Source organism: Tepidimonas fonticaldi (assembly GCF_007556755.1).
GTDB classification, from domain to species: Bacteria; Pseudomonadota; Gammaproteobacteria; order Burkholderiales; family Burkholderiaceae_C; genus Tepidimonas; species Tepidimonas fonticaldi.
In genome coordinates this window covers 100715-115279 of sequence record NZ_VJOO01000005.1, presented here as the reverse complement: position 1 = coordinate 115279, position 14565 = coordinate 100715, and the positions used below count along the sequence as shown (strand labels likewise).

Genomic DNA, 14565 nt, shown 5'->3' with positions numbered 1-14565 from the left:
AACGCCCGCTCAGCCCTGCGCGGCGACGCGATCGACCTTGCTGTGCAGCTTGTTGAGGGCCGACAAATAGGCCTTGGCCGACGCGACGACGATGTCCGGATCGGCCCCGACGCCGTTGACCACGCGACCGCCGTGCTGCAGGCGGATCGTCACTTCGCCCTGCGACTCGGTGGAGCCGCTGGTGATGGCGTTGACCGAGTACAGCAGCAGCTCCGCGCCGCTCTTGACGTGCGACTCGATGGCCTTGATCGACGCATCCACCGGCCCGTTGCCGTCGGCCTCGCCCACATACTCCTTACCGTCGATGGTGAAGACGACTCGCGCGTGCGGGCGCTCGCCGGTCTCGGAATGCTGCGACAGCGACACCAGCCCGTACTGTTCCTTCTCCGGCGTGACGCTCTCGTCGCTGACCAGCGCCAGAATGTCCTCGTCAAAGATTTCGGCCTTGCGGTCGGCCAGCTCCTTGAACTTGGCAAAGGCCGTGTTGAGGTCCGTCTCGGACTCCATCTCGATGCCCAGGTCCTGCAAGCGCTGCTTGAAGGCGTTGCGCCCCGACAGCTTGCCCAGCACGATCTTGTTTGCGCTCCAGCCCACGTCCTCGGCGCGCATGATTTCGTAGGTGTCGCGCGCCTTGAGCACGCCGTCCTGGTGGATGCCGCTGGCGTGCGCAAACGCATTCGCCCCCACCACCGCCTTGTTCGGCTGCACGACGAAGCCCGTGGTCTGGCTGACCATGCGGCTGGCGGGCACGATCTGCGTGGTGTCGATGCCGACCTCCAGCCCAAAGTAATCGCGGCGGGTCTTGACCGCCATGACGATCTCCTCCAGCGAGCAGTTGCCCGCCCGCTCCCCCAGGCCGTTGATCGTGCATTCGACCTGACGCGCCCCGCCGATCTTGACACCGGCCAGCGAGTTGGCCACCGCCATACCCAGGTCGTTGTGGCAGTGCACGCTCCAGATCGCCTTGTCGGAGTTGGGAATGCGCTCGCGCAGGGTCTTGATGAAATGGCCGTACAACTCCGGCACCGCGTAGCCGACGGTGTCCGGGATGTTGATGGTCGTCGCCCCTTCGGCGATCACCGTCTCCAGCACGCGGCAGAGGAAGTCCACCTCGCTGCGGTAGCCGTCCTCGGGGCTGAACTCGATGTCGGCGCACAGGTTTCGCGCAAAGCGCACCGCCTGCCGCGCCTGCTCCAGCACCTGGTCGGGCGTCATGCGCAGCTTCTTTTCCATGTGCAGCGGCGACGTCGCGATGAAGGTGTGGATGCGCGCGCGGTTGGCGCCGCGCAGCGCCTCGGCCGCCCGCGCGATGTCGCGGTCGTTGGCCCGGGCCAGCGAGCAAACGGTGGAGTCCTTGATCGTGTCGGCAATCGCCTTGACCGCCTCGAAGTCGCCGTTGGAGCTGGCCGCAAAGCCCGCCTCGATCACATCGACGCGCAGCCGCTCGAGCTGGCGCGCGATGCGCAGCTTTTCGTCCTTGGTCATCGAGGCGCCCGGGGACTGCTCGCCGTCGCGCAGGGTGGTGTCGAAAATGATCAGCTTGTCGGTCATGGCGGAACTCCTGCTAGGGGTGGCTGTGGTCGCTGCCCATGCGCTGCCGGCAAAACAAACGGCCCGCAGCGGGGGCATGCGGGCCGTGGGGGTTTGGAAACGCGCGCTAAACCGCCTGCCCGCAACGGGGTAGCAGCAGTAGGCGGATCGACGCGAATTCCATGGACTTCAATGTAACACAAGCGGCACGGGGCGCGCGATGGATGGGCGATAGACCATGACGATCACCGCGATGGCCTGCGCCGCGCCGCTCAGTCGTGCAGCCCGCGCTCGTCCGGCTCGTCGGTGGAGGTGGACAGCACACTCGCCGGCTTGCCCTTGGCCTTGCGCATGCCGTAGACCACGTAGCCCGACAGACCGTACAGCACGAACAGCGCGAACAGCACCGTCGGCGGGTGGATGTTGATGACGGCGATGCCCAGCGCGATGGCCACCAGCGTCGCAAAGGGCACGCTGCGCTTGAGGCTCAGGTCCTTGAAGCTGTAGAACGGCACATTGGTCACCATCGTCAGCCCGGCGTACAGCGTCAGCCCGAACAGTGCCCACTGCAGCCCGTCGCCGTCGTGGCCGGCGTCGGTGGCCAGCCAGATGAAGCCAGCCACCAGCGCCGCCGCCGCCGGCGACGGCAGACCCTGAAAGTAGCGCTTGTCGACCACGTGCGTGTTGACGTTGAAGCGCGCCAGCCGCAGCGCCGCACAGGCGCAGTACACGAACGCCGCGATCCAGCCCCAGCGCCCCAGGTCGCGCAGCGCCCACTCGTAGGCCACCAAGGCGGGCGCCGCGCCGAACGAGACCATGTCCGACAGCGAGTCCATCTGCTCGCCAAACGCGCTTTGCGTGTGCGTCAGGCGCGCGATGCGGCCGTCCAGGCTGTCCAGCACCATCGCCACGAAGATGCCGCTGGTGGCCAGGTCGTAGCGGCCGTTCATGGCCATCACGATGGCGTAAAAGCCACCGAACAACGCCGCCAGCGTCACCAGGTTGGGCAGGACATAAATGCCCTTGGCGCGCCGCGGCGCCTCCGAGGTGGGGGGAATGTCAGATCCGTCGAGCATGAACCAAAGCCACTGCGAGGGGACTGTCCCGGCGCGGCGAGCGCGCGGGCCGAGCGCAAGTGTACGCCCACGCGGGACGGCCCACGCGCCCCCGCATGCGACAACGCCCGCGCACGGGCACGGCGTGCCGCACGCGGGCGTTGGGGAGGGAGCGGCCGGCCACCGGCCGGCGATCCATCAGTTGCGGCTCTGATCGACCAGCTTGTTCTTGGCGATCCAGGGCATCATGGCCCGCAATTGGGCGCCGACCACTTCGATCGGGTGCGCGGCCAGGTTGCGGCGGCGCGCCGTCATGCTGGGGTAGTTCAGGCGGCCTTCCTGGATGAACATCTTGGCGTAATCGCCGTTCTGGATGCGCTCCAGCGCCTTGCGCATGGCCTTGCGAGACTCCTCGTTGATCACCTCGGGGCCGGTGACGTACTCGCCAAACTCCGCGTTGTTGGAGATGGAGTAGTTCATGTTGGCGATGCCGCCCTCGTACATCAGGTCGACGATGAGCTTGAGTTCGTGCAGGCACTCGAAGTAGGCCATCTCGGGCGCGTAGCCGGCCTCGACCAGCGTCTCGAAGCCCATCTTGACCAGCTCCACCGCGCCGCCGCACAGCACGGCCTGCTCGCCGAACAGGTCGGTCTCGGTCTCTTCCTTGAAGGTGGTCTCGATGATGCCGGCCTTGCCGCCGCCGTTGGCCATGGCGTAGGACAGCGCCAGATCACGCGCCTTGCCGCTGCGGTCCTGGTGCACCGCCACCAGATGCGGCACACCGCCGCCCTGCAGGTAGGTGCTGCGCACGGTGTGGCCCGGGGCCTTGGGCGCGACCATCCACACGTCCAGATCGGCGCGCGGCACCACCTGGTTGTAGTGCACGTTGAAGCCATGCGCGAACGCCAGCGACGCGCCCTGCTTGATGTGCGGGGCGACGTTCTGGTTGTAGACCTCGGCGATCTGCTCGTCGGGCAGCAGAATCATCACGACATCCGCCGCCTTGACCGCGTCGTTGACCTCCATCACGGTCAGGCCGGCCTTCTCGGCCTTGCTCCACGAGGCACCACCCTTGCGCAGACCGACGATGACCTTGACGCCGCTGTCGTTGAGGTTTTGCGCATGCGCGTGGCCTTGGCTGCCATAGCCGATGATGGCCACGGTCTTGCCTTTGATCAGGCTCAGGTCACAGTCCTTGTCGTAGAAGACTTTCATTGTTCGCTCCAGGTAAAAAGGGGGTGGGGTTCAGACGCGCAGAATGCGCTCGCCGCGGCCGATGCCGCAGGCACCGGTGCGCACCGTTTCCAGAATGGCGCTGCGGTCGATGGCTTGCAGAAAGGCATCGTTCTTGGCCTGGTCGCCGGTGAGCTCAATGGTGTAGCTCTTCTCGGTCACGTCGATGATGCGGCCGCGGAAAATGTCGGCCATGCGCTTCATCTCCTCGCGCTCCTTGCCGACCGCGCGCACCTTGACCAGCATCAGCTCGCGCTCGGTGTAGGCGCCCTCGGTCAGGTCGACGACCTTGACGACCTCGATCAGGCGGTTGAGGTGCTTGGTGATCTGCTCGATGACGTCGTCCGAGCCCGTCGTCTGGATCGTCATGCGCGACAGCGACGGGTCCTCGGTCGGGGCGACGGTGAGCGACTCGATGTTGTAGCCCCGCGCCGAGAACAGCCCGACGACGCGCGACAGGGCCCCGGCCTCGTTTTCCAGCAAAACGGCGATGATGTGTTTCATGGGTGAGATTCCTCTTTTCGGCCGCCCTCCCCCGCCCCCGGTAAGGGGCGGGCTTGGCGGTCAATAGATTCCTCGGATTCGTCGCCAGCGGGCCATCCCCACACCGGGGGCCGCCCGCCGCGATGGCGTCACAGGTCCTCGCTGCCGAGCAGCATCTCGGTGATGCCCTTGCCCGCCTGCACCATGGGCCAGACGTTTTCGGTCGGGTCGGTGCGGAAGTCGATGAACACCGTGCGATCCTTGAGCTTGCGCGCCTCGCGCAGCGCGGGCTCGACGTCCTGCGGCCGCTCCACCAGCAGGCCGACATGCCCGTAGGCCTCGGCCAGCTTGACGAAGTTGGGCAGCGCGTCCATGTAGGAGTGGCTGTAGCGGCCGGAGTACTCGATCTCCTGCCACTGGCGCACCATGCCCAGGTAGCGGTTGTTCAGCGACAGGATCTTGATCGGCGTGTTGTACTGCAGGCAGGTGGACAGCTCCTGGATGCACATCTGCACCGAGCCTTCCCCCGTCACGCAGAACACCTCGGCCTCGGGCTTGGCCAGCTTGATGCCCATGGCATAAGGGATGCCCACACCCATGGTGCCCAGGCCGCCCGAGTTGATCCAGCGCCGCGGCTGGTCGAACTTGTAGAACTGCGCCGCCCACATCTGGTGCTGACCGACGTCCGAGGTGATGTAGGCCTCGACATCCTTGGTCATTTTCCAGAGGGTTTCGATGACCATCTGCGGCTTGATCACGTCGGTGTTGTCGCGGTCGTAGCGCAGGCAGTCGCGAGAGCGCCAGCCCTCGATCGCCTCCCACCAGGCGGCCAGCGCCCGCTCGTCCGGACGGACCGGGCTTTCCCGCACCATCGCGATCAGCTCGGTCAACACGTCCTTGACATCCCCGACGATGGGCACATCCACCTTGACGCGCTTGGAGATGCTGGACGGGTCGATGTCGATATGGATGATCTTGCGCTCGATCTGGGCGAAGTGCTTGGGGTTGCCGATGACGCGATCGTCGAAACGCGCCCCCACCGCCAGCAGCACGTCGCAGTTCTGCATGGCGTTGTTGGCCTCGAACGTGCCGTGCATGCCCAGCATGCCCAGGAAGCGCCGGTCGGTCGCCGGAAACGCCCCCAAGCCCATGAGGGTGTTGGTCACGGGGTAGTTGAGCAGGTCCACGAGCTGCCGCAACTCGGGCACCGCATTGCCCAGAATGACGCCGCCGCCCGTGTAGATGTAAGGCCGCTTGGCGCTCAGCAGCAGTTGCAGCGCCTTGCGGATCTGGCCGCCGTGCCCCTTGCGCACCGGGTTGTAGGAGCGCATCGTGACGCTTTCCGGATAGCCGGTGAACGCGGTCTTCTTGAAGGACACGTCCTTGGGAATGTCCACCACCACCGGCCCGGGACGGCCGGTGCGCGCGATGTGGAAGGCTTTCTTGATCGTGCTGGCCAGATCGCGCACATCCTTGACCAGGAAGTTGTGCTTGACGATGGGCCGGGTGATGCCGACGGTGTCGCACTCCTGGAAAGCGTCCAGGCCGATGGCGGCCGTGGGTACCTGCCCGGTGATGATGACCATCGGGATGGAGTCCATGTACGCCGTGGCGATGCCGGTGATGGCATTGGTCACGCCCGGACCGCTGGTGACCAGCGCCACGCCGACTTCGCCGGTGGCGCGGGCGTACCCGTCCGCGGCATGCACGGCCGCCTGTTCGTGGCGCACCAGCACATGCTGGATGCTGTCTTGCTTGTAGAGCGCGTCGTAGATGTAGAGGACCGCGCCGCCCGGGTAGCCCCAGACGTATTTCACGCCTTCGGCCTGCAGGCACTTGACGAGCACCTCCGCACCCATGAGCTCGGCGGCGGGGGGCTGGCTGGCAGCAGCCGCGGCGGATGCGATTTCGGCCTTGTTGATTTCCATGGCAAACAACCTTTCAGTATTTCTCTGACGAAAAACCTCCGGTGCCCCTCGATCGCGCCCTTGTGAGGCGGCTTTGGGACTTGAGGCCAAGGCCATGGCGGTTGATCCGCGACCTTGACCCGTTTCGGGCTGGCAATGATGAATACCGACCCCCATTATGGCACTGCAGCATGCAAACTCCGCGCCCCGGCCGGATTTTTTCCGCACCGGGGGCACGAACGGGACATGCGACAATGACCGACCGGTTTTCTCTGGCCCCGACCGCTTCCCCGCCGCGCGCATGCCCCCATCCCCCGCCGCCCCCAACTCGACCGCCACGATCGAACGGCTGCCGACCCCGTCGCTGCCGCGCCGCATGGCCTGCTGGCTCTACGAGGGCATGCTGCTGTTCGGCGTGGTGTTCATCGCGGGTTACCTGTTTTCGGCCCTGACCCAGACGCGCCACGCGCTGGACAACCGGCACCTGCAACAGGCCTTTTTGTTCGTCGTGCTGGGGGTGTATTTCACCTGGTTCTGGCACAAGGGCCAGACGCTGGCCATGAAAACCTGGCACATCCGCGTGGTGGACCGCCAGGGACGGCCGCTGACGCAGGCGCGCGCCCTGCTGCGTTATCTGCTGTCGTGGTCGTGGTTCTTGCCGCCGCTGGCGCTGCGCGAGGCCATGGGCTGGCCCGCGCTGGAAGCCGTGGTGCTGCTGGGCGGCTGGATCGCCATCTGGGCGGTGCTGGCGCGCTTTCACCCGGACCGGCAGTTCTGGCACGACGCCTGGGCCGGCACTCGGCTGGTCGACAGCCGCCCCGCGCGCTCCATCGCCAAAGCCGCCTAAATCGCGCCCGCCCTGTACGCCCGCCGACACGCATGAACACCCCCCGCCCGGACGATCCGCCTTTTTCGTTGTGTGTTTATTGCGGCTCGCGCCCCGGCGCCGACGGCCGCTTTCTGCCGCTGGCCGAGGCCGTGGGCACCTGGATCGGCCGCCACGGCGGGCGGCTGGTCTATGGGGGCGGCAACCAGGGGCTGATGGGCCGAGTGGCGGACGCGACGCTGGCGGCTGGCGGCACGGTGGTCGGCATCATTCCCGAAAGTCTGGTGGAGCGCGAGTTTGCCAAACGCGACTGCACCGAGCTGCACGTGGTGCAGACGATGCACCAGCGCAAGCAGATGATGGCCGAGCGGGCCGACGCCTTCCTGGCGCTGCCCGGCGGCATCGGCACCTTCGAGGAACTGTTCGAGGTGTGGACATGGCGCCAGCTGGGCTACCACGACAAGCCAGTCGGCATCCTGAATGCGGACGGCTACTACGATGCGTTGCTGCGCTTTCTGGCGCAGACGGTGGCAGACGGCTTCGTCAGCGGCTGGCAGATGGACCTGGTGACGGTGGGCGCCGACCCGAACATCTTGCTGCCGCGCCTCGTCGAGGCCGCGGGCTGCTCGGTGCAGGCCCAGTTTCAACAGATTTGAGCCCACCCGCCGCGGGTGGGCCGGGGCGCGGAATCAGACTGCGGCGTCGTCTTCTTCGCCGGTGCGGATGCGGATCACCTTCTCCACCGGGGTGACGAAAATCTTGCCGTCGCCGATCTTGCCGGTGCGCGCCGCGCGCACGATGGCATCGATGCAGCGATCGACATCGTCATCGCGCACCACCACGTCGATGCGCACCTTGGGCAAAAAGTCCACCACGTATTCGGCACCGCGGTACAGCTCGGTGTGCCCCTTCTGGCGGCCAAAGCCCTTGACCTCGGTCACCGTCAAGCCCGTCACGCCCTGCTCGGCCAGCGCCTCGCGCACTTCCTCCAGCTTGAACGGCTTGATGACGGCGGTGATCTGCTTCATGCGGGACGACTCCGAAACGACAAAGGGTACTCGACGGGGAACGCTAGGCGGGCGCTGGTCGGCCCGGCCGGGCCGCCATGCGAATGGAATCTACCATACCGGGGCGGGGTTTCGGGTCGCCCCACCCGCTCACCCCCGCCAGCGGTTGGTGTTGGGGTAGCGCCAGTCCTTGCCGAAGCTGCGGTGCGTGACGCGAATACCCACCGGCGCCTGGCGACGCTTGTATTCGTTGACGCGGATCAGCCGCACCACCTGCTCCACCGCCGCGGCGGGGTAGCCCTCGGCGACGATTTCCGCCGGGCTGTGGTCGTTTTCCATGTAGCGCTCGACAATGGCGTCCAACACATCGTAGGGCGGCAGGGTGTCCTGGTCCTTTTGGTCCGGGCGCAGCTCCGCGCTGGGCGGGCGGGTGATGATGCGCTCGGGAATCGGATCCCGCCCGCGGCCGAAGGGGTCGTTCGCATTGCGCCAGCGCGCCAGCCGCCAGACCCAGGTCTTGGTGACGTCCTTGATGACGGCAAAGCCGCCCGCCATGTCGCCATACAAGGTGCAGTAACCGGTGGCCATCTCGCTCTTGTTGCCGGTGGTCAGCACGATGTGGCCAAACTTGTTGGACAGCCCCATGAGCAGCGTGCCGCGGATGCGCGCCTGCAGGTTTTCTTCGGTGGTGTCGGCCGGCCGACCTTCGAACAGCGGATCGAGCGCGGCCAAAAACCGCTCGAAGATGGGCCCGATCGCGATCTCGTCGTAGCGCACGCCCAGCCGGGCCGCCATCTCGCGCGCATCGAGCCACGAGATGTCCGCCGTGTACGGCGACGGCATCATCACGGCCCGCACTGCGTCGGGCCCGAGCGCGTCGACGGCAATGGCCAGCACCAGCGCCGAGTCGATGCCCCCCGACAGGCCGATGATGGCACCGGGAAAGCCGTTTTTGCGCACATAGTCGCGCGTGCCCAGCACCAGCGCGTGCCACAGGTCCGACTCGGTCGACGGCTCCGGCGCAATGGACCCGCGCACCGTCCGGCCGCCGGGGCCGTCGTCCAGCTCCACGACCAGCAAATCCTCGGCAAAACTGGGCGCGCGGGCCGCCACCGCGCCGCGCGCATCCAGCGCGAAGCTGCGGCCCTCGAAGACGATTTCGTCCTGCCCACCGACCAGATGGGCATACACCAGGGGCCGCCCCGTTTGCAGGACGCGCTCGCGCATGGCGCGCTCGCGTTCATCGCCCTTGCCGATGTGAAACGGCGAGGCGTTGATGACACAGAGGACGTCGGCGCCCGCATCCGCCGTTTCGGCCGCCGGACGGGTGTGCCAGGCGTCCTCGCAGATCAGCAATCCCATACGGTGGGTGCGCCCGGCATGGGCCACCTCGAAGACGCAGGGCCGGTCGCCGGGCACGAAATAGCGCCGCTCGTCGAACACCTGGTAGTTGGGCAGCTCGCGCTTGGCGTAGCGATGGGTGATGCGGCCTTCGCACAGCACGCTCGCGGCATTGAGGCAGGGTGTGCGGCCGACGCTGCGCCCAACGGACGGCGCGGCTGTACCGGGCGCCGGCAGCGGCTGTCCCACCACGATGTGCAGGCCCTTCAAGCCCGCCGTCTGCGCGGCGACCGATTGCACGGCATCATCGCAGGCATCGACGAACGCGGGCCGCAAAAACAGGTCTTCGGCGGCGTAGCCGCAAATGGCCAGTTCCGGCGTCAGCAGCACCTGCACGCCCTGGGCATGGGCCGCGTGCGCGGCGTCGACGATGCGGCGGGCGTTGCCGGCCAGGTCACCCACCACGAAATTGCACTGCGCCACCCCGATCTTGATCGCCATGGATGCCCCGACGTCCTCTGAAAGCGCGGATTATGTCACCCGAGTCGTGCACGATCCGCATGCGGTGCCGGCCCACGCCTGGAACGCGCTGCTGCACGCCCAGCCGGATGGCCAGGCCTGCGGGCCGTTCATGCGCCACGAGTATTTGGCGGCGCTGCACGACAGCGGCTGCGCAACGGCCGCCACCGGATGGGCGCCGCACTGGGTGACGCTGTGGTCGCGTGCGGATGGCGCGCTGGTCGCCGCCGCACCGCTGTACGTCAAGACGCACTCCTACGGCGAGTATGTGTTCGACTGGGCGTGGGCCGAGGCCCACCACCGGCATGGGGTGCGCTATTACCCCAAGGGCGTGGTGGCGGTGCCCTTCACCCCCGTGGCGGGCCCGCGCCTGCTCGCCCGGGACGCCGCCGCGCGCGCCGCGCTGGTGCGGGCGCTGCTGGCCCATGCCCGCGCCCAGGGCCTGTCCTCGCTGCATGTGCTGCTGGGCACGGCCGCCGACTGGGCCGCAGCGGATGCATCCGACCTGCTGGCCCGCGAGACGGTGCAATTCCACTGGCACAACCGCCATCCGGCACGCGGCGGGGCGTTTGCCGATTGGGAAGACTTTCTGGCCAGCCTGAGCCACGACAAGCGCAAAAAAATCCGCCAGGAGCGGCGCAAGGTGGCCGACGCCGGGGTAACCTTCGAGGCGCGCCGGGGAGCCGACATCACGACCGAGGACTGGGCGTTCTTTACCCGCTGCTATCGGCAGACCTACCGGGAGCACGGCAATCCGCCGTACCTCAACGAAGCGTTTTTCCGCGCCGTCGGCGCGGCCCTGCCGGATGCGTGGCTGATGTTTACCGCCCGCGATGCCGCGGGCACCCCCATCGCGGCCAGCCTGGTCGCCCTCAGCGACGACAGCGCGTCACCCGCCGCAGCCTATGGCCGGTATTGGGGCGCGATGGCACGCGTGGATTGCCTGCACTTCGAGGCGTGCTACTACCAACCACTGGCCTGGTGTCTGGCGCATGGTGTCGGGCGCTTCGAGGGCGGCGCCCAGGGCGAGCACAAAATCGCCCGCGCCCTGTTGCCCGCGGTGGTGCACAGCCGCCACTGGCTGGCGCACCCCGCTTTTGCGGACGCGGTGGGGGACTACCTGGTCCGCGAGCGCGCCGCGACGGAGCACTACCGTGCGGCGCTGCAGGCGCACTCGCCGTTTCGTCAGGCGCCCTGCGCGCCCGCCTGAGCCTGATAGGCCTGCACGCCAGAGAGCACCTCCTGGCGCGCTTCCTCGACGGAACCCCAGCCGATCACCTTGACCCACTTGCCGGGGTCCAGGTCCTTGTAGTGCTCGAAGAAGTGCTCGATCGTCTTCAGGCGCACGGGGTTGAGGTCTTCGTACGACTTCCAGCGCGAGTACAGCGGCAGAAGCTTTTCGGTCGGCACGGCCAGCACCTTCCAGTCCACGCCGCCTTCGTCTTCCATTTTCAGCACGCCAAGCGGGCGGCACTTCACCACCACGCCCGGGGGCAGCGGCACGGGGGTGATGACCAGCACGTCCACCGGATCGCCGTCGCCCGACAGCGTCTTGGGCACGTACCCGTAGTTGGTCGGGTAGTGCATGGCGGTGTTCATGAAGCGGTCGACGAAGATGGCGCCGGAGGCCTTGTCCACCTCGTATTTGATCGGCTCGCCGTGCATCGAGATTTCGATGATGACGTTGAAGGAGTCGGGGATCTTGTCACCCGCGGTGACTTGGTCGAGGGACATGGGTACGCAGCTCCGAAAAAAGTGATGGAGATGAGAGAGTTTGGGGGATTTTACTGGCGCGAGCCTGACGGGCCGGCGCAACACGGGGGTGCATCGCGGCGCGCCTTGCGCTACAGTGAACGCGTTGGCCAATCGCCGCCGGAGGACGCGCCCGGATGCGCCCCGGCGGTGAGGAAGCAACGCAGCGGAAGCCGGCGGCTCGCTTGCGTTGGCTTCCTCCAAGTCGAACCCTTTGAGGAGACACTGGCATGGTTGGTCAATCCGCGTTGATATTTGCGGTGGTCTGCGCGCTGGTCGCCGTGGCGTACGGCATCTGGGCACGGACCTGGATCCTGGCGCAAGACCCGGGCAACCCCCGCATGCAGGAAATCGCCGCGGCGGTGCAAACGGGTGCCGCCGCCTACCTGGCACGGCAATACAAGACCATCGCGGCGGTGGGCGTCGTGCTCGCGGTGCTGATCGCGGTGGCCATCGACGGGGTGACGGCGGTGGCCTTCGTCGTGGGGGCGGTGCTGTCGGGCACCTGCGGCTTCATCGGCATGAACGTCTCGGTGCGCGCCAATGTGCGCACCGCTCAAGCCGCGGCACGCGGCATCGGGCCGGCGCTGGAGGTGGCGTTTCGCGGCGGGGCCATCACGGGCATGCTGGTGGTGGGCCTGGGCCTGCTGGGCGTGACCGCGTTCTACGGCTTTCTGGTCGGCAACGGGCAACTGACGCCCGACCGCAAGCTGACCACGCTGTTGCAGCCGCTCATCGGCCTGGCGTTCGGCGCTTCGCTGATTTCGATCTTTGCCCGGCTGGGCGGCGGCATCTTCACCAAGGGCGCCGACGTCGGGGCCGATTTGGTGGGCAAGGTGGAGGCAGGCATCCCCGAGGACGACCCGCGCAACCCCGCAGTCATCGCCGACAACGTTGGCGACAACGTGGGCGACTGCGCCGGCATGGCGGCCGATCTGTTCGAGACCTATGCGGTCACACTCATCGCCACCATCGTCCTGGGTGCTTTGCTGGTGAGCGCGGCCCCGCTGCAAGCCAGCCTGTACCCGCTGGCGCTGGGCGGGGTGTCGATTCTGGCGTCCATCGTGGGCTGCTTCTTCGTCAAAGCGACGCCGGGCATGAAGAATGTGATGCCGGCGCTGTACAAGGGGTTGATCGTCGCGGGCGCCCTGTCGGCCGTGGCGTTTTATGGGGTGACGGTGTGGCTGATGCCCGATGACGCCATCGCCGCCAGCGGCACGCAGTGGCGGCTGTGGGCGGCGGCGCTGGTCGGGCTGGCGCTGACGGCGGCCATGGTCTGGATCACCGAGTACTACACCGGCACCGACTACGCCCCGGTGCGGCACGTCGCGCAGGCCTCCACCACCGGGCACGCCACCAACATCATCGCCGGCATCGGCGTGAGCATGAAGTCCACCGCTTGGCCGGTGCTGGCGGTCTGCGCGGCCATCGTCGCCTCGTACGCGCTGGCAGGCCTGTACGGGGTGGCCGTGGCGGCCACGGCGATGCTGAGCATGGCGGGCATCGTGGTCGCGCTGGACGCTTACGGCCCCATCACCGACAACGCCGGCGGGATTGCCGAAATGGCGGAGCTGCCCTCGAGCGTGCGCGACGTCACCGATCCGCTGGACGCGGTGGGCAACACCACCAAGGCGGTCACCAAGGGCTATGCCATCGGCTCCGCCGGGCTCGCGGCCCTGGTGCTGTTTGCCGACTACACGCACAAGCTGGAGCATGCCGGGCGGGCGCTGCGCTTCGATCTGTCCGACCCCATGGTCATCGTCGGCCTGTTCATCGGTGGCCTGATCCCCTACCTGTTCGGGGCGCTGGCCATGGAGGCCGTGGGCCGCGCCGCCGGCAGCGTGGTCGAGGAGGTGCGCCGCCAGTTCCGCGAGATCGCGGGCATCATGGACGGCACCGCCAAACCGGAGTACGGCCGCGCGGTGGACATGCTGACCACGGCGGCCATCAAGGAGATGATGCTGCCCAGCCTGCTGCCGGTGGTCGTGCCGATCGTGGTCGGCCTGGCGCTGGGGCCGGTCGCCCTGGGGGGGCTGCTCATGGGCACCATCGTGACCGGGCTGTTCGTCGCCATCAGCATGTGCACCGGCGGTGGCGCCTGGGACAACGCCAAAAAGTACATCGAGGACGGCCACCACGGCGGCAAGGGGTCCGACGCGCACAAGGCCGCCGTCACGGGCGACACCGTGGGCGATCCCTATAAGGACACCGCGGGCCCGGCCGTCAACCCGCTGATCAAGATCATCAACATCGTGGCGCTGCTGATCGTGCCGCTGCTGGCCTGAGCAGGGGCGGGGGCGGCCGGCTCACAGCCACTGGGCGATGGCGTCGATGTCCTCGGCAAAGAGCTGGCCGCGCTCGGCCATCAGGAGGCGGCCGTCGCGCCCGCGCACCAGCGTGATCGGCAGGCCCTTGGGCTTGGGCATGGCGCGCTGGATGTCGGGCGTGACCCACGCGCACGGGAAGGCGTAGCCGCGCTGCTGCAGGTAGCGCACCGCCGCCTCGCGCGTGCGGTCGATCGACAGCGTCAGCAACTGCCAGCCGGGTCGCTGGCGGTGGCGCTGCCAAAAAGCGTTGAGGTGCGGCGTCGTCACGGCGCAGAACGGACAGGTACTGGCCCACCAGTACAGCACCAGCACTTGGCCATCGGCACGCACCGGCTCGAAGCGGCCGCCGTCCAGCAGTTCCATCGGCGGCAGCGCCCACGGCGTGCCGAGCGCCGGCAGAGGGGGCGCTTTGGCTTCGGCCGCGGCGGCATCGGTGGGTTGGGCCCAGCCGCGCGCAGCGACCGTGGCCAGCGCCAGCGCGCCGGCACCGGCCATCCAGTCGCGTCGGTTCCGGGTCATCGTGTCTCCTCGTATCGCCAGCCCTGTCGCCCGCGGAAAACCCCACCCGCGTCGCAGGCGGCGGAT

The 14565-nt window shown here is 67.6% G+C and carries 13 protein-coding genes; 4 read left to right on the top strand and 9 right to left on the bottom strand.

What is annotated here, in order from left to right; all coding sequences use genetic code 11:
• Nucleotides 1–9: 9 nt before the first annotated feature.
• The 5 genes from Tfont_RS04505 to Tfont_RS04485 form a co-directional block, all read right to left on the bottom strand.
• Complete coding sequence (locus tag Tfont_RS04505) at nt 10–1551, bottom strand: 2-isopropylmalate synthase (protein WP_143968543.1); 1542 nt, start codon at nt 1549–1551, stop codon at nt 10–12.
• Nucleotides 1552–1802: 251 nt separating this feature from the next.
• Nucleotides 1803–2606 carry a CDP-diacylglycerol--serine O-phosphatidyltransferase gene (gene pssA / locus Tfont_RS04500; RefSeq protein ID WP_068609425.1) on the bottom strand — a complete coding sequence of 268 codons (804 nt, stop codon included), beginning with the start codon at nt 2604–2606 and terminating at the stop codon, nt 1803–1805.
• Nucleotides 2607–2783: 177 nt separating this feature from the next.
• Nucleotides 2784–3800 (bottom strand): ketol-acid reductoisomerase, encoded by a 1017-nt coding sequence (gene ilvC, locus Tfont_RS04495; protein WP_068609424.1) that lies wholly within the window; start codon nt 3798–3800, stop codon nt 2784–2786.
• Nucleotides 3801–3830: 30 nt separating this feature from the next.
• Nucleotides 3831–4322 carry an acetolactate synthase small subunit gene (gene ilvN / locus Tfont_RS04490; protein ID WP_068609423.1) on the bottom strand — a complete coding sequence of 164 codons (492 nt, stop codon included), beginning with the start codon at nt 4320–4322 and terminating at the stop codon, nt 3831–3833.
• A 128-nt stretch (nt 4323–4450) separates the two neighbouring features.
• Complete coding sequence (locus Tfont_RS04485; RefSeq protein WP_143968542.1) at nt 4451–6229, bottom strand: acetolactate synthase 3 catalytic subunit; 1779 nt, start codon at nt 6227–6229, stop codon at nt 4451–4453.
• 280 nt (nt 6230–6509) lie between these two features.
• Between Tfont_RS04485 and Tfont_RS04480 the strand changes: the two genes are divergently transcribed.
• Both Tfont_RS04480 and Tfont_RS04475 read left to right on the top strand, forming a co-directional pair.
• On the top strand, nt 6510–7055 hold the full coding sequence (locus Tfont_RS04480; RefSeq protein WP_143968541.1) for an RDD family protein: 546 nt from the start codon (nt 6510–6512) through the stop codon (nt 7053–7055).
• Between the two features lie 32 nt (nt 7056–7087).
• The gene (locus Tfont_RS04475; RefSeq protein ID WP_143968540.1) at nt 7088–7690 is read left to right on the top strand and encodes an LOG family protein; all 603 of its coding nucleotides are present in this window, start codon (nt 7088–7090) and stop codon (nt 7688–7690) included.
• A 33-nt stretch (nt 7691–7723) separates the two neighbouring features.
• Here Tfont_RS04475 and Tfont_RS04470 read toward each other — a convergent pair whose 3' ends face one another.
• Together Tfont_RS04470 and Tfont_RS04465 are read right to left on the bottom strand one after the other, a co-directional pair.
• The gene (locus Tfont_RS04470) at nt 7724–8062 is read right to left on the bottom strand and encodes a P-II family nitrogen regulator (RefSeq protein WP_068609418.1); all 339 of its coding nucleotides are present in this window, start codon (nt 8060–8062) and stop codon (nt 7724–7726) included.
• Between the two features lie 129 nt (nt 8063–8191).
• The gene (locus Tfont_RS04465; protein WP_143968539.1) at nt 8192–9883 is read right to left on the bottom strand and encodes an NAD+ synthase; all 1692 of its coding nucleotides are present in this window, start codon (nt 9881–9883) and stop codon (nt 8192–8194) included.
• Here Tfont_RS04465 and Tfont_RS04460 point away from each other — a divergent pair.
• Entirely contained in the window at nt 9882–11111 is a 1230-nt protein-coding gene (locus Tfont_RS04460) for a GNAT family N-acetyltransferase (RefSeq protein ID WP_143968538.1), read from the top strand. The two genes, Tfont_RS04465 and Tfont_RS04460, sit on opposite strands and share 2 nt — an antisense overlap.
• Here Tfont_RS04460 and ppa read toward each other — a convergent pair.
• Nucleotides 11087–11635 carry an inorganic diphosphatase gene (ppa, locus tag Tfont_RS04455; RefSeq protein ID WP_143968537.1) on the bottom strand — a complete coding sequence of 183 codons (549 nt, stop codon included), beginning with the start codon at nt 11633–11635 and terminating at the stop codon, nt 11087–11089. The two genes, Tfont_RS04460 and ppa, sit on opposite strands and share 25 nt — an antisense overlap.
• A gap of 248 nt (nt 11636–11883) precedes the next feature.
• Between ppa and Tfont_RS04450 the strand changes: the two genes are divergently transcribed.
• Nucleotides 11884–13938: a sodium-translocating pyrophosphatase gene (locus Tfont_RS04450; protein WP_143968536.1), complete on the top strand. Its 2055-nt coding sequence runs from the start codon at nt 11884–11886 to the stop codon at nt 13936–13938.
• Between the two features lie 21 nt (nt 13939–13959).
• Here the strand turns inward: Tfont_RS04450 and Tfont_RS04445 are convergent, their stop codons facing one another.
• Nucleotides 13960–14499 carry a TlpA family protein disulfide reductase gene (locus tag Tfont_RS04445; protein ID WP_068609410.1) on the bottom strand — a complete coding sequence of 180 codons (540 nt, stop codon included), beginning with the start codon at nt 14497–14499 and terminating at the stop codon, nt 13960–13962.
• Nucleotides 14500–14565: the final 66 nt, after the last annotated feature.